Genomic DNA, 16,727 nt, shown 5'->3' with positions numbered 1-16,727 from the left:
GCCACCAGCACGCGGCGCTTCATGCCGCCGGAGAGCTGGCGCATGTTGGCGTCGGCCTTGTCGGCCAGGCCCAGGTTCGCCAGCAGCTCGTCGATCCAGGCGTCGTTGTGCTTCACGCCGAAGTAGCCGCTCTGGATGCGCAGCGTCTCGCGCACGCTGAAGAAGGGGTCGAACACCAGCTCCTGCGGCACGATGCCCAGGCTGCGGCGCGCCGCGGCGTAGTCGCTCACCACGTCGTGGCCCATCACGGTGACGCGGCCGGCGCTGGCCCGCGACAGGCCGGCGAGGATGCTGATCAGCGTGGTCTTGCCCGCGCCGTTGGGGCCGAGCAGGCCGAAGAACTCGCCGGGCTCGATGTCGAAGCTCACGTCGCTGAGGGCGCGCACCTCGCCGCGGGTGCCGCGGTAGGTCTTGGAGACGTTCTGGAAGGAAATGGCGGGCATGGGCGCGGGATTGTAGGCAGCCGCCGGAGCTCGCGCAGGCGCCGCCGATTAGGGGCGACGCTCGTAGGAGGCGCCGGGCAACGGTGCTAGATTGTCCGCACGCCACAAGAGCCGCCCATGGCCACCACGCCCAAGAAACCGCGCCGCACGGCAGAACGCATCCTGGAGGTCACGCTCGAGCTGTTCAACCGCTTCGGCGAGCCGAACGTCTCGACGACGCTGATCTCCGCCGAGCTGAACATCAGTCCCGGCAACCTCTACTACCACTACCCGGCCAAGGACGAGCTGATCAACAGCCTGTTCGACCGCTACGAGAAATCGCTCACCGAACTGCTGCAGGCGGCCGACCAGGTGCGCAACGTGGAAGACGCCTGGCTGCTCTTTCACATGCTGTTCGAGCTGATCTGGCAATACCGCTTCCTCTACCGCGACCTCAACGACCTGCTGAGCAAGAACCGCCGGCTGGAGACGCATTTCCAGTTCGTGCTGCGCAACAAGAACCAGGCCATCCAGTCGGTGATGGCCGGGCTGACGCGCGGCGGCGCGATGAAGATCGAGACGCGCGACATGGCGCCGGTGGCCACCGCGATGGCCGTGGTGCTGACCTACTGGCTGAGCTACGAGTACGTGCGCGACCCGCGCCGCGCGCTCGAGCCCGAGAGCGCGAGCGCGGCGCTGATGCGCGGCGCCTTCCACGTGCTCAGCCTGCTGATTCCCTATCTCGAGCCTGCCCAGCGCGACCACCTGCACACGCTGGCCGGCCAGTACGACAAGAGCTGAACCGCCCCGAGCATCACCCCAGGAGACAACCCATGGCCAAGTGGACCGCCTTTCCGCACGACAACGCCGACTACACCTACGACGCCGCCGCGCTGAAGAAGAAGTGGGCGCGGCTGCACGCCGGCGACGCCGAGCCGCTCCCCAAGGACGACAAGGTGCTCGCCGCCTGGGCACTGTTTCATGCCGGCGAGTTCCAGAAGGCCTGCGACGCCGGCCTGAAGGCGGGCGGCGCCGGCATCACGGTGGCCAACAAGGCGCAGTCCATCTACGCCAACTACCTCGAGAAGAGCGAGAAGAACCGGCTGGCGATGTTCATGGAGGTCTCCGAGCGCGCCGAGGCGCAGCAGGCGGAGGACCCGAAGAACCCGAACGCCTGGTACTGGCAGGCCTACGCGCTGGGCCGCTACAGCCAGGGCATCAGCGTGGCCAAGGCGTTGGCGCAGGGCCTGGGCAGCAAGGTGAAGCACGCGCTGGAAACGGCGATCAAGCTGCAGCCCAGGCATGCCGACGCGCACATCGCGCTGGGGGCCTTCCATGCCGAGGTGATCGACAAGGTCGGCGGGCTGCTCGGCCGCACCCAGGGCGCCAGCAAGGACCAGGGCCTGCTGATGTACAAGACCGCGCTCAAGCTCAACCCGAATTCGGCGATCGCGATGGTGGAGTACGCCAACGGGCTGGTAATGCTCGAGGGCGACAAGAAGATGAAGGAAGCCGAGAAGCTCTATGCCGATGCGGCCGCCTTCGATCCGGCCGACGCGATGGAGCGGCTCGACGTCGAGATGGCCAAGGCCGAGCTGGAGGACTGACCGAGCCCCCCAGTCGCTGCGCTCCTGCCCCCGAGGGGCACCGTCCGGCTTGGGGCGGCCCTGCGCCGGACATCCCGCCGTTCAGCGCCCGCGCTCCAGCACCACGCGCGCTGCGGCGCCCACCATCACGGCGAACAACGCCACCGCCCACAGCGCGGCGGTGAGCGAACTCCAACGGGCCAGCGCGCCGATCATCGGCGGCCCGACCATGAAGCCGAGGTAGCCGACCGACGACACCGCGGCCACGCCGTGGGCCGGCGCGATGCCTGGCACCCGCGCCGCAGCGGCGAACATCACCGGCACCACGTTGGCCAGCCCGAGGCCGACGAGCATGAAGCCCGCCAGGGCGACTGCCGGCGCCGCCGTGGTCAGCGCCAGCGCCATGCCGGCGGTGGCCAGCACGCCTGAGCCGCGCATCAGCGCCACCGGACTGAAGCGCTCGCGGATGCGGTCGCCGAACAGGCGCCCGACCGCCATCGCCGCGCTGAAGGCGGCGAAACCGAGGGCACTGGTGGCCGCATCCGTGCCCAGTTCCTGGCGAATGAACAGTGCGCTCCAGTCGTACATCGAACCCTCGGCCACCATGCACAGCGCGGTCAGCACGCCCATCCACAGCAGGACGCCGCGCGGCCAGGCGATCGGCGCCGGCGACTCCTCGCTGTCGGTGCGCTGCGAGCCGAGCGCACCCACGCTCGTGCCGAGCACGGCGGCCATCGCCAGCGCGGCACCGGCGAGCTGGGCCGCCGGCGCCACGCCGCCCCGGTGCAGCGCGGCGCACAGCAGCGCACCGGCCATGCCGCCGACGCTGAACATCGCGTGCAGCCCGCTCATCACCTTGCGCGGCGAGGCCATCTCCAGCGCATTGCCCTCGGCGTTGATCGCCACGTCGAACAGGGCGCTGCCGGCGCCGAGCAGCAGCATCAGCGCGAACAGCAGTCCGAGCTGCTGCGCCTGCAGCACCGCCGCGATGGCCAGCAGCATCACGAAGCCGGCGGCCAGCACACAGTGGCGCGCACCGAAGCGCGCCACCAATGCGCCCGCAGTCAGCAGGCACAGCACCGCACCGCCGGCTGCCGCCAGCAGCGCCAGCGACAGCATCTGTTCGTCCAGGCCGTAGTGCTGCTTGACCGCTGGCATCTGGGCGCCCCACACGCCCATGGCCATGCCGAGCACGAAGAACAGGATCCGGATCGCGCGGTGCCAGCGGGCTCGAGAGAGTGGGTCGCCGGCGTCGGACGCCAGGGTCGTGCTTGCATGCATTCGCCGCATTGTGCTGTAATTTGCACGAACATGCACATATCGGCATCAAGGGCAGGCATGATCGAACCCACAGGCGAAGCGCCCCGCTTCGCGGCCGAACGCCAGCAGCTCATCGCCGACACCCTGCGCGAGAAGGGCCGGGTCGAGGTGGCGGCACTGGCGGCCAAATACGGCGTCTCGGAAGACACCGTGCGGCGTGACCTGCGCCAGCTCGCCGCGCGCGGCCTGGTGCAGAAGACGCACGGCGGCGCCGTGGCGCTCAACGCCACGCTGCTGCCCACGGTGCAACGCGCCGGCGTTCTCACTGGCGCGAAACGCGCGATCGCCCGCGCGGCCGCCCGGCGGGTGCAGCCCGACCAGACGCTGTTCATCGACGGCGGCACGACGACGCTGGCGCTGGTCGACGAACTCAAGCGGGCAGATGCCCCGCGGCCGCTGACGCTGGTGACGCATTCGCTCGACGTGGCCCTGGCCGTGGCCGACGCGCCGCGCATCCGCCTCGTCATGGCGGGCGGCAGCTGGCTCCCAGCCCCACGCATCTTCGTCGGCGATGCGGCGCTGGCCACGCTGCGCGCCCACCGCGCCGAGATCGCCTTTCTCGGCGCCTGCGCGCTGCACCCGCGCGCCGGCCTGACGGCTCACGACCCGCAAGAGGCCGCCCTCAAGCGCGCGATGGTCGACGGCGCCGCGCAGCGCGTGCTGCTCACCGACGCGACCAAGCTCGACGCGGTAGCGCCTTGCGCGGTGGCGGGTCTCGACGAGCTCGACTGCGTGATCAGCGACGCCGCGCCGACATGGCTGCAAGGGCGCGTCGAGGTCGAACGCGTCTGAGGCTCCAACCCGGGTCACCTGGAGTCACGATCGCACACATGTGATTGATCATCAGATATGATCACTCATTTCTGACCATTCTTCGCTCGGCAGACCGCACAAATCTCAAGACCCTACCTGTCCGAAGTGTCGAAACTCCAGCATGGCTGGCTAGAATTTTTTCAGTTCATCGTTGGGACATAGAACGACATGCCGAACACCACTGCTTCGCCGCTGTCGCGCACGCTGGCACTGGTCGATGACGACCCGGAGTACCGCGAATACCTGGCCGCGCACCTGCGCGGCCTGGACATCGAGGTGCAGACCTTCGCCGACAGCAACGAACTGCTCGCGCACACGTCGCCTTTCTCCTTCAACTTCTACATCCTCGACCTGATGCTGCCGGGCGTGGACGGCGTCGAGCTGATCCGCATCCTGCGCCGACGCACGCAAGTCGGGCTGCTGGTGGTGTCCGGCCGGCTCGCGCCGGACGTGTTCTCCTCGGTGGTCGATGCCGGCGCCGACATGCACCTGGCCAAGCCGGCCAGCTTCGACCAGGTGGTGGTCGCGATCCGGGCGGTGCACCGCCGCGTGGCTTCGTACAGCGGCAGTTCCGGCGAGTGGCTGCTCGACCGCCAGGCCGGCCGGCTGATCGCGCCGGATGGCGTGCGCATCGACCTCAGCGACCTCGACCTGGCCGTGATGGAGCGCTTCGTGCAGGCCGAAGGCCAGGCGGTGACCCGCGAGTCGCTGTGCCAGCACCTCGGCCGCCCGGTGACGGAGGAGCCCGACAACACGCTCAGCGCCATCATCTACCGCCTGCGCCGGCGCATCGAGCGCGCCACGGCCAGCCCGGTGCCGCTGCAGGCGCTGTCGCGCGTGGGTTACGTGTTCCGAGGCCCCCTCAGAAGCGCCTGATCACTGCCCCTGGGGCAACCAGAGGCGGAACACCGTGCCCTGCGGCGAGTGGGGCCGCACGTCGACGCTGCCACCGTGCAGTTCCATCACGCGACGCACCACGTGCAGCCCGATGCCGTGGCCGGGAACGCCGTGCGAGCCGCGCGCGCCGCGCTCGAACAGGCGCGGCCGCAGTTCGTCGGGAATGCCGGGGCCGAGGTCGGCCACCTCGAACACCAGCGCCAGGGGCTCGTCGCTGTCGACCACGCGCAGCACCACCTCGCTGTCCGGCGGTGAGTAGGCGAGCGCGTTGCCCAGCACGTTGCGCAGCGCCAGCCGCATCAGCCCGATGTCCATGCTGGCGGTGCGTGTCGGCGAGATGCGTTCGACGCGCACCCGCTTGCGCCGTGCCTCGTCGAGATCGCCGAGGCTGAGGTCGATCAGCGCGCCGACATCGGCATCCCGCGAGTCGAGCGACTTCGAACTGGCCAGCAGCGAGGTCGCCGCCAGCGTGTTGTCGAGGCTGGCGACGATCTGCCGGATCACCCCCTGGGCGCGCACGATGCGCTCGGCGGCGCCACCGGCCGCCGGCAGCCCGGCCAGCGCGCTCTGCAGTGCCGCCGAGGCGTTGTTCAGCGGCTGGCGCACCTCGTGGGCGAGCACGCGCACGAATTCGTCGCGCTGTTCGAGCAGTTCACGCAACTCGCGCGAACGCTGCTCGGCGGCGGCGCGCAGGCCCTGCTCGCGCACCAGCGCCGCAGCGCGCTCCGCCTCCGCCTGGCGCTGCGCCGTCACGTCCAGCAGCAGGCCGATCGCCGACGGCCCCTCGGCATCCTGGATCGGGCAGGCGAAGGTTTCCAGCGTCACCCGGCGGCCGTCGCGCCGCACGCCGGTGAACTCCAGCCGCGTCATCGGCTCCTCGCCGGCGATCACTCGGCGCGACACCTCGTTGACGTGGTCGAGCTCCTCCGGCGCGATCAGCGTGTGGGCCTGCACGCGGCCGTCCGTCATGTCCTGCGGATCGTCGTAGCCGAAGATCGCCGCGAAGGCCGCGTTGACGAAACGGTACTCGTTCTTCACCTGCACGTAGACGCCCACCAGCGACTGCTCGGCCAGCGCGCGAAAGCGCACCTCCGAGGCCCGCCACTGCTCGGTGCGCTCGGCCACCAGGGTCTCCAGGTGATCGCGGTAGCGCTCGAGCTCGCGCGCCTGCGCGCGACGCTCGGTGACGTCGCGCGAGGAGCAGTAGAGCAGGTCCTCGTCCTCGATGCGCACGCCCAGGCAGACCACCTCGACGTCGATGAGGCGGCCGTCGGCACGGCGATGGCGGGAGCTGAAGCGCACCAGCTCGCCAAGGCGGAAGGACTGCAATCGCCGCTCGATCTCCTGCGACGTGAGATGCACATCCCACAGCGTCACCGGCTTGCCCAGCAGTTCCTCGCGCGGGTAGCCCAGCATGGCGGCGAAGGAGTCGCTCATCTCCACCAGCCGCCCCTGGCGATCGACCACATGCATGCCGTCGCCGGCGGCCCGCAGCAGCGCGCCGTGCCGCTCGCCCTCGCGGATCAGCGCCTGGGCGCTGCGCGCCCGCCCGGCCCACGCGCGATGCAGCAGCAGCGAGGTCGCCACCAGCACCGCCATGGCCAGCACCGCCATCGCCACCATCTCGCGCGTCTGCGCACGCCAGTCTTCGAGGAAGTCGTCGGTGGCGAGTCCGGCCAGCACCAGCATCGGCGTGGCGCTGACGCGCCGGTAGGCATTGACGCGCTCGATGCCGTCCAGGGCCGTGCGGGCGACGAAGCGGCCAGCGTCGGGCCGCTGCGCCAGCACGCGCTGAAGCTGCGCCGACACGTTGCGCGAGCCCAGCACTGCCGGTGCTGCGGCTCCGGCGCTGCGCCGAGCCACCAGGCCGAGCCCGGTGCCGCGGATGGTGATGGCCCCCTGCCGGCCGAGGTCGACGCCCTCGAGCAGCCGTGCGAAGTGTTCCACGCTGACGTTGGCGTACACGACGCCTGCGAAGACGCCTCGGGCGTCGCGCAGCGGCCGTGCCACCGCCACCACCCACTTGTCGCTGATGCGCGCCACCATCGGCCCAGAGACCGCCGGCCCGGGCTGGCTGCCGTCGCGCGCTTCGCGGAAGTACTCGCGGTCGCCCACCTCGACGCGCGGCGCGCCGGCCACGCCACGGCCGTAGCGCACCACGCCGGCGGCGTCGGCGATGCGGATGCTCTCGAGCTGCGGCAGCAGTGCCAGCTGCTGGGCCAGCAGCGCCTCGACGCGCGCGGCGTCTGGCGCACCGGCGGAGAAGTCGGGCTCGAGGTCGAGGGCCACGTTGCGAAGGCCGATGTCGACGCGGTCGAGCTCCGCCTGGATGCTCTGCGCCAGCGCAGCGACGATGTTCTCGGTGGCCACCTCGGCGCGCTCGACGAAGTTGCGCCGGCTGGCCGACTGCGACAACGCCACCAGCGCCGCCAGCAGCGCCAGCATCAGCAGGTTGAAGCCGATCAGCCGCCAGCCCACACCGGCCGGCGCGGCGGGCGTGCGCGGCGCGCTCAGTTCCAAGGCAGCATCAGCGTCAGCAGCAGCAGCTTCTCGAACTCGGGCTCGAAGCGGTCGATGATCTTCTGCGGATGCGGGCACAGCTGTGCGTCGGTGATCAGGCCAAACTGCACGCCGCCGTCGTAGGTGAGGATGCTCACGCCCATGCCGATGTCGCCCGAAGCAGGCACCCAGAACATGTTCTGGCGGATGGTCGAGCCGCACAGCGACAGCGCCTTGCCCGGCCCCGGCACGTTGGTCATCACCGCGGTGGACTTCTTGGCAAATACGCCGAGCAGCGCATCCTGCACCGGCTTGATCAGCAGGCCGGCCACGGCCAGCACGGCAAACGCCAGCAACGGCTGGTAGCTGCCCTTGAGCTCGCTCATGCGGCGGCGCACCGCGTAGACACGCTCGATCGGGTTGTCGATGCCGATAGGCAGCACCAGCGGCGCCAAGCCGAAGCGGTTGCCGAGCTTCCAGGCCTCCTCCAGCGGGCGCAGGTTGACCGGCACCATCGCCCGGATCTCCTTGCCTGCCGGGTCATCGCCCTGCTCGCGCAGGTAGGCGCCGATGGCGCCGGCCACGCAGGCCAGCAGCACGTCGTTGATCGAGCAGCCCAGGCCCTTGCCGATGGACTTGACGCGATCGAGCGGCATCGGCTCGCTCCAGGCCACGATCTTCTTGCCGATCGGCTTGCCCTTCAGCGCCGTGGGCGAGTCGTCGGGCATCAGCAGCAGCGCGCCGACGTCGTTGACCACCTGGTAACCCACGCGCGCCGCGTCGAGCGAGCCGAGCAGCGGCTGCTGCGGGTTGGCCAGCATCTCCATCGACTTGGAGACGCCGCTGCCGTACATGCCGATCGCCTTGATGGTGATGTCGGTCAGCGGCTTGAGCACGGCGTCGGACAGCCAGTCCTCCTCGTGCGCCTCGTCGGGCTTCTCTCGCTCGCGCCGCTGCGGCGGATCGCTGCCGCCGTCGGTGATCGACAGCACCACCGAGATCAGCGCGATGCCGTCGCCGATGCAGTGGTGCACGCGGGCGATCATCGCGCTGCCGCCGTCGTAGTGCTCGATCAGGTGGAACTGCCACAGCGGGTGGCGGTCGTCCAGCGGCGTGGTGGCCAGTTCGCCGACGCGCTCCTGCAGGGCGTCGCGGATCGACTGGCCGCTACGCGGCTCCAGCGCTTCGCGAACGACGTGGCGGCCGATGTCGAAGTGCTCGTCCTCGACCCAGTTGGCGCCCACCGCGTCCTGCACCACGCGCTGGCGGAAGCGGTCGTACTTGAGCAGCTTGTCCTGCACGCGCTGGCACAGCGCCTCGTGGGTGATGCCGGGCTGCAGCAGCCAGACGCCGACGATCATCATGAGGTTGACGTCGTTGTCCATGCGCAGCCACGCGGTGTCCACGCGCGACATGCGCTCGGCGGTATGCGACATCGGGAGCCTCCTCGGGGGCGTTCTTCGGGTGGGGCAAGATGCTGGGTAACATCCGCACCGTCAATGCCGATTTTCACCCACAGGAGACGCTCCCATGGCTGACCTCAAGAAGACGTTCGAGAAGGCGGTGGCCGATTCGAAGAACCTGCCCGAGAAGCCCGATAACGCCACGCTGCTGAAGATCTACTCGCTGTACAAGCAGGCGACTGCGGGCGACGTGGAGGGCAAGCGCCCCGGCTTCACCGACATGGTCGGCCGCGCCAAGTGGGACGCCTGGAACGAACTGAAGGGCAAGGGCGCCGACGAGGCGATGCAGGAGTACGTCGACCTGATCGAATCGCTCAAGGAGTAGGCGCAGACGCAGCGTCAGCTACTTCTTCTTGCCGGCGGCCTTCTTGGCCGCCGGCTTCGTCTTGGCCAGCAGTTCGTCGAGGTTCTTCTCGATCTCCGACTCGATCGTCCTGCTGAAGGCGCCGAGCAGGAAGCCCAGCTTCGCGTCGAGGTCGAAGTGGTCGGCCGCCACGATCAGCCGGCCGCTCACGCCGGAGCGCGTGAACTCCACCGTGTCGCTGGTCTCGCCCTCGAGCACGGTGCACTCCATGTCGAACTTCTTCTCCACCTCCTCGGCCCACTGCCAGGCGACGTCGCGCGCCTTGGACAGGCCGAGGGAATGCTTGCGGTGGATGCGGATGTCGGCCATGGATCAGTCTCCCTTCGCGGAAAGTTCGGCGCGGCGCTGCGCCTTCGGCAAGGCGGCGAGCCGCTGGACCTCGGCGTAGAAGCGCGCGAAGTCGCGGCCGCTGCGCTCGAACAGGCGCTCGAAGTCGGGCACCAGTGCGTTGTAGGCGGCGAGCACGCCGAAGCTCGCATTGTTGGCGCGCGCGAACCAGCCGTCGTAGCCGGAAAACCCGCCCCAGCGATCGCGCTTCATCGCCTCGTACTCGGTGCGCATCCGCGCCATCGCCTCGGCCTTGCGGGTGCGCTTGTCGTCGTCGCTCGCGCCGGATCGGTAGATCGCGTCGAGCCGATCGCGCCAGGCCATCGTGAAGACACGGAAATCCTGCCGGCGGGCGTCGAACTCGGCGTACTCGGCACGGGCTGCCGCCGACGCGCGAAGCGCCAGCCAGCGCATGCCGCCGATGCGTTCCACCGCGGTGGCGAAGGATTCGTTGAACTCGGTGTCGTCGGCCGCGTAGGCCACCTGGTGCGAGAGTTCGTGGAAGATCAGCCGCGCCAGCTCGCCTTCGGGCCAGTGGATGAAGGTGTTGAGCAGCGGATCGGCCATCCAGTCGCCGGGCAGGCGGCCCAGCGTCGAGTAGGCCGGCACGCCGTAGACGCTGACCTCGTAGTGCTGCTCGCGCAGCGCGGTGGCGTAGCTGTCGGCCTCGCTGCGCTCGAAGTAGCCGCGGTAGCCCGCGCAGCCCATGATCGGGTAGCACCAAGTCTTGAGCTGCAGGCTCAGCTCGGGGGCGGCGACGACGTTCCATACCGCCGCGCCGCGCTTCAGGTCGGCGAAGCGCCGGTAGCTGGCGTTGTCGGGCAGCTTCAGTTCGGTCACGGCGAAGTCGCGCATGCGCTGGCTGAGCGCCAGGCGCTCCTTCAGCGCCGCCTCGGCGTTGCCGTCGGCCAGCAGCTCGGGCACGGGCCGCGCCGCGCGCAGCAGCGACAGGTGGCCGCCGACCGACTGCGCGTAGTAGCCGATCGAGCTGCAGCCGCTGGTCAGGCACACGGCGGCCGTTGCCAGTGCAGCCGTGCCGATCAGACCCAGGCTCGCCATCAGCAGCGCGCGCCGCTTCACGAGGCCTGCGGCGCCACCTCGACCAGGCAGTCGTAGAACGACGGCGCCCGGCCGATGTCGGTGAGCTTCTGGTGGGTGAGCTCGTTGACGTTCGTGCCTTCCAGGCCGAGCTTGCGCCACCAGACGCCCAGGCCATTGACCACGCCGGGCCGCGCGCGGGCCGACACCTTCGCCTTGCAGACATAGCTGCCGCGGTCGTTGAAGACGCGCACCACGGCGCCGTCGGCAATGCCGCGCGGAGCGGCGTCGATCTCGTGGATCTCGACCAGCGGCTCGCCCTCGATGTCGCGCAGGCTCTTCACGTTGACGAACGTGGAGTTGAGGAAGTTGCGCGCCGGCGGCGAGATCATCGCCAGCGGATAGCGCGCTGCCAGTTCCGGCGCCGACAGCGGCGACTCATGGTTGGGCACGAAGTCGGGCACGCCCAGCCCCGGCGCGTCGATCAGGCACTTGCCCGAGGCCGTGGGAAAGCCGCCCTCGGCGAACGGCGCCTCGGGCAGCGGCAACTTGACCCAGCCGTCGCGGCGCAGCACCTCGAAGTCGATCTCATCCGTGAAGGCCTGGCGGGTCAGCGCTTCGTCGTCGTCGCGGAAGCAGGCGTCTTCGAAACCCATCGCCGCCGCGAGCTCGCGGAAGATCTGCGTATTCGGCTTCGCCTGGCCCAGCGGCGCCACCGCCGGCTCGTTGATCAGCGCATACGTGTGCCCGTAGCTGGTGTGCACGTCGAGGTGCTCGAGCTGCGTGGTGGCCGGCAGCACGTAGTCGGCGTGGTCGGCGGTGTCGGTGAGGAAATGGTCGAGCACCACGGTGAAGAGGTCGTCGCGCGCGAAGCCCTGCACCACCTTGCACGACTCCGGCGCCACGGCCACCGGATTGCTGTTGTAGACCACCAGCGCCTCGATCTTCGGCCCGAAGGCCGGTGAGGCCTCGCGCAGCAGGTCGTCGCCGATGGTGCTCATGTTGATGGTGCGCGGGCGGCGCGTGCCCATCAGGTCGGGTCGCTGCAGCGCGGCATCGTTGCGGAAACGCCTGAACCAGCCCGACGACGACAGCAGCATGCCGCCGGCCGGGTCGCGCCAGGCGCCCACCAGGCAAGGCAGGATGGCCACCAGCCGCACCGCATTGCCACCGCCGTGCGCCCGCTGCATGCCGTAGTTCAGGCGGATCGCCGCCGGCCTGGTGGTGCCGTAGTCGCATGCCAGGCCGCGCACCTCGTCGGGGGTGATGCCGCAGACCTCGGCAGTGCGCTCGGCCGTCCAGGCCATCGCGCGCTCCCGCAGCGCCGGCCAGCCTTCGGTGTAGCGCGCGATGTAATCGTGGTCGAGCCAGTCGTTGACCACCAGCTCGCGCATCAGGCCGAGCGCCAGCGCGCCGTCGGTGCCCGGCCGCAGCGCGATGTGCTGGTGGCACTTGTCGGCCGTCTCGGTCTTGCGCGGGTCGATGCAAACGAGCTTGGCGCCGTTGCGCTTGGCTTCCTGGGCAAAGGTCCAGAAATGCAGGTTGGACGCGATCGAGTTGCTGCCCCAGATCAGGATCAGCCGGCTCTTCGCGTAGTGAGCCAGGTGCATGCCGACCTTGCCGCCGTAGGTGGCGGCCAGCGCCTCGCCGCCGGCGCTGGCGCAGATGGTGCGGTCGAGCAGTGAGGCGCCGAGCCTGTGAAAGAAGCGCGCTGCCATGCTCTCGCCCTGCAGCAGGCCCATGGTGCCGGCGTAGCTGTACGGGACGATGGCCTGCGCCGCATCCGGCCCTCGTGCCGCAATGGCCTTCAGCCGCGACGCGATGTCGGACAGCGCCGACGCCCAGCTCACCGGCTCGAAGCGCCCACCGCCCTTCGGCCCGACGCGGCGCAGCGGCTGCAGGACGCGCTCGGCGTGATAGCTGCGCTCGGGATAGCGCGAGACCTTGGTGCACAGCGCGCCATGGGTGGGCGGATGGTCGGGGTCGCCCTGGACCTTGACCGCCCGGCCGTCGTGAACCGTGACACGAATGGCGCAGGTGTCGGGGCAGTCGTGCGGGCAGGCGGCGCGGACGGTCATCGATGGCATGCGCGAACTATTGCACAGGGTGCCTATGAACCAGCGAACTTAGTGAACGATGCCCGCACATTGGCAGGGACAGCCACGTATTCTCCGCGCCATCTCAAGAAACCGCCGTGGCTCGAGCGTGCGCCCCGCTCACGAAGCGGTCCAGCATGTCCAGAGTCGCATGCACCGTTGGAGTACCTCATGAACCGTCGTGACGCGATCCGCCGCGTGGCCGCCGCCAGTGCCGCTATCGCCCTGCCCGCCTGGGCGCAATCCTCCCGCATCGTGCTCGGCCAGTCGGCCGCGTTCAGCGGCCCGGCCGCGCAGCTGGGCATCCAGATGAACAAGGGCGCGAAGATCTTCTTCGACCAGCTCAACGCCAGCGGCGGCGTCAACGGCCAGACCGTCGAGCTGCGCACGCTGGACGACGGCTACGAGCCCGACCGCTGCAAGGCCAACACCGAGAAGCTGATCAAGGACGACGTGTTCGCCCTGCTCGGCTACGTCGGCACGCCGACCTGCGTGGCCGCGCTGCCGATCGTCAACGACGCCAAGATCCCCTTCTTCGGCCCCTTCACCGGCGCCGAGGTGCTGCGCGACCCGTTCAGCAAGTGGGTGTTCCACCTGCGCGCCTCGTACTACGACGAGACCGGCCTGATCGTGAAGCAGCTGACCTCGCTGGGGCTGAAGAAGATTGCCGTCTTCTACCAGGACGACGCCTACGGCAAGGCCGGCCTGGAAGGCGTCAAGCGCGCGCTCAAGCCGCTCGGCCTGGAGCCGGTGGCACTGGGCACCGTGCAGCGCAACACCGTCGAAGTCGCCAAGGCCGTCGCCGAGATCGTGCCGAAAGGCCCGGACGCGGTGGTTCAGATCAGCGCCTACAAGTCCTGCGCGGCCTTCATCCGCGAGGCGCGCAAGGCCGGCTACGGCGGTACGTTCTTCAACGTGTCGTTCGTCGGCACGCAGGCGCTGGCCGACGAACTCGGCCGCGAGGGCCGCGGCATCATGGTCAGCCAGGTGATGCCGTTCCCCTTCTCGACGACCACGCCGATCTCCCGCGAGTACCTCGACGCCGTGGCCAAGGCAGGCCCCGACGCCCAGCCCAACTACTCGAGCATGGAGGGCTACCTCAGCGCCAAGGTCTTCACCGAGGGCCTGCGCCGCGCCGGCCGCAACCCTTCGCGCGAGGCGCTCGTCACCGCCCTGGAGTCGATCCAGAACGCCAACTTCGGCGGCTTCCGGGTCGACTTCAGCCCGAAGGACCATGTGGCCTCGCACTTCGTCGAGGTGTCGATGATCACCGAGGACGGCAAGGTCCGCCGCTGAGCACCACGGGCCGCGTGCCGGCCGAGGAGCAGTCATGATCAACCGTCGCCAGATCCTGCGCCGCACCGCCGGCCTCGGGGCCGCCTGCATCGCCGCACCGGTATGGGCCCAGTCGGCCAGCCGCATCGTGCTCGGCCAGTCGGCCGCCACCAGCGGCCCGGCCGCGGCACTGGGCACGCAGTTCCGGCTCGGCGCGATGCTGCACTTCGACCGCGTCAACGCCAAGGGCGGCATCAACGGTCGCACGATCGATCTGCAGACACTGGACGACGGCTACGAGCCCGACCGCTGCGCCGAGAACACCAGGAAGCTGATCGACGGCGGCGCCTTCGCGCTGTTCGGCTACATCGGCACGCCCACCAGCCTGGCCGCGCTGCCGCTGGCCACGCAGGCCAAGGTGCCGTTCCTGGCCCCCTTCACCGGCGCCGAGGCACTGCGCGCACCGTTCAACCGCTACGCCTTCCACGTGCGCGCCTCCTACTTCGACGAGACCGGCGAGATCGTCAAGCAGAGCGCGGCCATCGGCATCAAGCGCATCGGCGTGTTCCACCAGAACGACAGCTATGGCAAGGCCGGCCTGGACGGCGTGACCCGCGCGCTCAAGCCGCTGGGCCTGGAGCCGGCCGGCCTGGGCACGGTGGAGCGCAACACGGTCGACGTCGACGCCGCGGTGAAGGCCATCCTCGCGGGCAAGCCGGATGCGATCGTGCAGATCAGCGCCTACAAGTCGTGCGCCGCCTTCATCCGCGCGGCGCGCAAGACCGGCTTCGGCGGCACCTTCTACAACGTCTCCTTCGTCGGGACCAAGGCACTGGCCGACGAACTCAAGCAGGACGCCCGCGGCGTCGTCGTCAGCCAGGTGATGCCCTTCCCCTACGCACCGGTCTCGCAACTCTCGGGCGAGTATCTGGCCGCGGGCAAGGCCGCGCTCGGCGACAAGTTCGAGCCCAACTACAGCAGCATGGAAGGCTACGTGGCGGCTCGCGTGGTGGCCGAAGGACTGCGCCGGGCCGGCGGCGCAGGCAACGCCGACGCGCTGATCGCCGCGATGGAGTCGCTGCGCGACTACAACCTCGGTGGCTTCTTCGTCGACTTCTCGGCCGGCGACCACACCGGTTCGAAGTACGTCGACCTGACCATCCTCACCGCCGACGGCCACGTGCGGCGTTGAGCCGCCTGGCTTCGTCGCTGCAGGGGTTGTCACCCCGGCAGTAAGATGCGCGCCGACCCTGCGCCGGAGCGCCCGATGAAGCTGATCGAATCCATCCTCGCCGACGCGGCGAGCATCGCCGCGGTGCGCCGCGACATCCACGCTCACCCCGAGCTGTGCTTCGAGGAGGTGCGCACCTCCGACGTCATCGCCAAGCAGCTCACCGACTGGGGCATTCCCATCCACCGCGGCATGGGCAAGACCGGGTTGGTGGCGATCCTGAAGAACGGCACCAGCGACCGCGCCGTGGGCCTGCGCGCCGACATCGACGCGCTGCCGATGACCGAGCACAACCGGTTCGCCCACGCCAGCACGCACCCGGGCAAGATGCACGCCTGCGGACACGACGGCCACACCGCGATGCTGCTCGGCGCCGCCAAGCACCTCGCGAAGCATCGGAACTACGACGGCACCGTCTACCTGATCTTCCAGCCGGCCGAGGAGGGCGGCGGCGGCGCACGCGAGATGATCCGCGACGGCCTGTTCGAAAAGTTCCCGATGGAGGCGGTGTTCGGCGCGCACAACTGGCCGGGCATGGCGGCCGGTCAGTTCGCCTTGAAGAGCGGCCCCTGCTTCGCCTCGAGCAACGAGTTCCGCATCGTCATCCGCGGCAAGGGCGCGCATGCCGCGATGCCGCACAACGGCGTCGACCCGGTGCCGGTAGCCTGCCAGATGGTGCAGGCCTTCCAGACCATCATCTCGCGCAACAAGCGGCCAATCGACGCCGGCGTGATCTCGGTGACGATGATCCACACCGGCGAGGCCACCAACGTGGTGCCCGACTCGTGCGAGATCCAGGGCACGGTGCGCACCTTCACGCTGGAGGTGCTCGACCTGATCGAAGAGCGCATGAAGGCCATCGCCGAACACACCTGCGCCGCCTTCGGCACCGATTGCGAGTTCGAGTTCTCGCGCAACTACCCGCCGACCATCAACCACCCCGACGAGACGGCCTTCGTGCGCCGCGTGCTCGGCGACATGGTCGGCGCCGACAACGTGCAGGAGTTCGAGCCCACCATGGGCGCCGAGGACTTCAGCTACTTCCTGCTCGAGAAGCCCGGCTGCTACTTCCTGATCGGCAACGGCGACGGCAGCCACCGCGAGGGCGGCCACGGCCTCGGGCCCTGCATGCTGCACAACCCCAGCTACGATTTCAACGACGAACTGATCCCGCTGGGCGCGACGATGTGGGTGCGGCTGGCCGAGGCCTGGCTCAAGCAGCCGCGTCCGTGATGGACGCCGCCGTGCACTTCTCGCAGCGCTACGCCGAGGCGCGTTCGCGCTTCCTCGCCGCGGCCGAGGCCGCCGGGCTCGACGTGGAGAGCCACGCCCACCCGCTGCTCGGCCGCGACGGCGAGGCGCTGGCGATGGATGTGGTGCACGAAGGTGCGCGCGA

At 69.6% G+C, this 16,727-nt stretch carries 16 protein-coding genes; 9 read left to right on the top strand and 7 right to left on the bottom strand.

Translation table 11 applies throughout. The features are described 5' to 3' along the window. On the bottom strand, positions 1 to 443 hold a 443-nt coding region (locus AB7U92_RS06110), incomplete at its 3' end, for an ABC transporter ATP-binding protein (protein WP_428575293.1). A gap of 117 nt (positions 444 to 560) precedes the next feature. On the opposite strand from AB7U92_RS06110, the gene AB7U92_RS06105 reads away from it, so the two are divergent. Together AB7U92_RS06105 and AB7U92_RS06100 are read left to right on the top strand one after the other, a co-directional pair. Next, entirely contained in the window at positions 561 to 1,223 is a 663-nt protein-coding gene (locus tag AB7U92_RS06105; RefSeq protein ID WP_428575292.1) for a TetR/AcrR family transcriptional regulator, read from the top strand. 32 nt (positions 1,224 to 1,255) lie between these two features. Continuing rightward, entirely contained in the window at positions 1,256 to 2,029 is a 774-nt protein-coding gene (locus tag AB7U92_RS06100) for a hypothetical protein (RefSeq protein ID WP_428575291.1), read from the top strand. A gap of 81 nt (positions 2,030 to 2,110) precedes the next feature. On the opposite strand, the gene AB7U92_RS06095 is transcribed toward AB7U92_RS06100, so the two are convergent. Then, positions 2,111 to 3,289 carry an MFS transporter gene (locus AB7U92_RS06095; protein ID WP_428575290.1) on the bottom strand — a complete coding sequence of 393 codons (1,179 nt, stop codon included), beginning with the start codon at positions 3,287 to 3,289 and terminating at the stop codon, positions 2,111 to 2,113. A gap of 57 nt (positions 3,290 to 3,346) precedes the next feature. Here AB7U92_RS06095 and AB7U92_RS06090 point away from each other — a divergent pair, with 57 nt between their 5' ends. Then, positions 3,347 to 4,120, top strand: coding sequence for a DeoR/GlpR family DNA-binding transcription regulator (locus AB7U92_RS06090; RefSeq protein WP_428575289.1), 774 nt, complete (start codon positions 3,347 to 3,349; stop codon positions 4,118 to 4,120). A gap of 189 nt (positions 4,121 to 4,309) precedes the next feature. Next, positions 4,310 to 5,017: a response regulator transcription factor gene (locus tag AB7U92_RS06085; RefSeq protein ID WP_428575288.1), complete on the top strand. Its 708-nt coding sequence runs from the start codon at positions 4,310 to 4,312 to the stop codon at positions 5,015 to 5,017. Here the strand turns inward: AB7U92_RS06085 and AB7U92_RS06080 are convergent, their stop codons facing one another. Next, positions 5,018 to 7,558 (bottom strand): PAS domain S-box protein, encoded by a 2,541-nt coding sequence (locus AB7U92_RS06080; RefSeq protein WP_428575287.1) that lies wholly within the window; start codon positions 7,556 to 7,558, stop codon positions 5,018 to 5,020. It lies immediately after the preceding gene. Further along, on the bottom strand, positions 7,549 to 8,973 hold the full coding sequence (locus AB7U92_RS06075; RefSeq protein WP_428575286.1) for a wax ester/triacylglycerol synthase family O-acyltransferase: 1,425 nt from the start codon (positions 8,971 to 8,973) through the stop codon (positions 7,549 to 7,551). Before AB7U92_RS06075 ends, AB7U92_RS06080 begins: the two co-directional genes overlap by 10 nt. A gap of 94 nt (positions 8,974 to 9,067) precedes the next feature. On the opposite strand from AB7U92_RS06075, the gene AB7U92_RS06070 reads away from it, so the two are divergent. Further along, positions 9,068 to 9,325 (top strand): acyl-CoA-binding protein, encoded by a 258-nt coding sequence (locus tag AB7U92_RS06070; RefSeq protein WP_428575285.1) that lies wholly within the window; start codon positions 9,068 to 9,070, stop codon positions 9,323 to 9,325. Positions 9,326 to 9,343: 18 nt separating this feature from the next. Here AB7U92_RS06070 and AB7U92_RS06065 read toward each other — a convergent pair whose 3' ends face one another. From AB7U92_RS06065 to AB7U92_RS06055, 3 genes are read right to left on the bottom strand one after another with little or no spacing between them, the layout of a single operon-like run. Then, a complete protein-coding gene (locus tag AB7U92_RS06065) occupies positions 9,344 to 9,673 on the bottom strand; it encodes a polyhydroxyalkanoic acid system family protein (RefSeq protein WP_428575284.1) in 330 nt (109 codons plus the stop codon). Between the two features lie 3 nt (positions 9,674 to 9,676). Then, positions 9,677 to 10,750: an aminopeptidase gene (locus tag AB7U92_RS06060; RefSeq protein ID WP_428575295.1), complete on the bottom strand. Its 1,074-nt coding sequence runs from the start codon at positions 10,748 to 10,750 to the stop codon at positions 9,677 to 9,679. A 17-nt stretch (positions 10,751 to 10,767) separates the two neighbouring features. Continuing rightward, positions 10,768 to 12,807 (bottom strand): molybdopterin-containing oxidoreductase family protein, encoded by a 2,040-nt coding sequence (locus AB7U92_RS06055; protein ID WP_428575283.1) that lies wholly within the window; start codon positions 12,805 to 12,807, stop codon positions 10,768 to 10,770. Between the two features lie 189 nt (positions 12,808 to 12,996). On the opposite strand from AB7U92_RS06055, the gene AB7U92_RS06050 reads away from it, so the two are divergent. From AB7U92_RS06050 to AB7U92_RS06035, 4 genes are all read left to right on the top strand, one after another. Next, the gene (locus AB7U92_RS06050) at positions 12,997 to 14,121 is read left to right on the top strand and encodes an ABC transporter substrate-binding protein (protein WP_428575282.1); all 1,125 of its coding nucleotides are present in this window, start codon (positions 12,997 to 12,999) and stop codon (positions 14,119 to 14,121) included. 34 nt (positions 14,122 to 14,155) lie between these two features. After that, positions 14,156 to 15,292: an ABC transporter substrate-binding protein gene (locus AB7U92_RS06045; protein WP_428575281.1), complete on the top strand. Its 1,137-nt coding sequence runs from the start codon at positions 14,156 to 14,158 to the stop codon at positions 15,290 to 15,292. Positions 15,293 to 15,367: 75 nt separating this feature from the next. Beyond that, positions 15,368 to 16,564, top strand: coding sequence for a M20 aminoacylase family protein (locus tag AB7U92_RS06040; protein WP_428575280.1), 1,197 nt, complete (start codon positions 15,368 to 15,370; stop codon positions 16,562 to 16,564). Beyond that, positions 16,564 to 16,727, top strand: a 164-nt coding sequence (locus AB7U92_RS06035) for a DUF2817 domain-containing protein (protein ID WP_428575294.1), incomplete at its 3' end; no start/stop codon positions are given. The genes AB7U92_RS06040 and AB7U92_RS06035, both read left to right, overlap by 1 nt.

This window comes from Piscinibacter sp., assembly GCF_050175855.1.
Classification (GTDB): domain Bacteria; phylum Pseudomonadota; class Gammaproteobacteria; order Burkholderiales; family Burkholderiaceae_C; genus Piscinibacter.
This window is presented reverse-complemented; position numbering and strand designations above follow the sequence as displayed.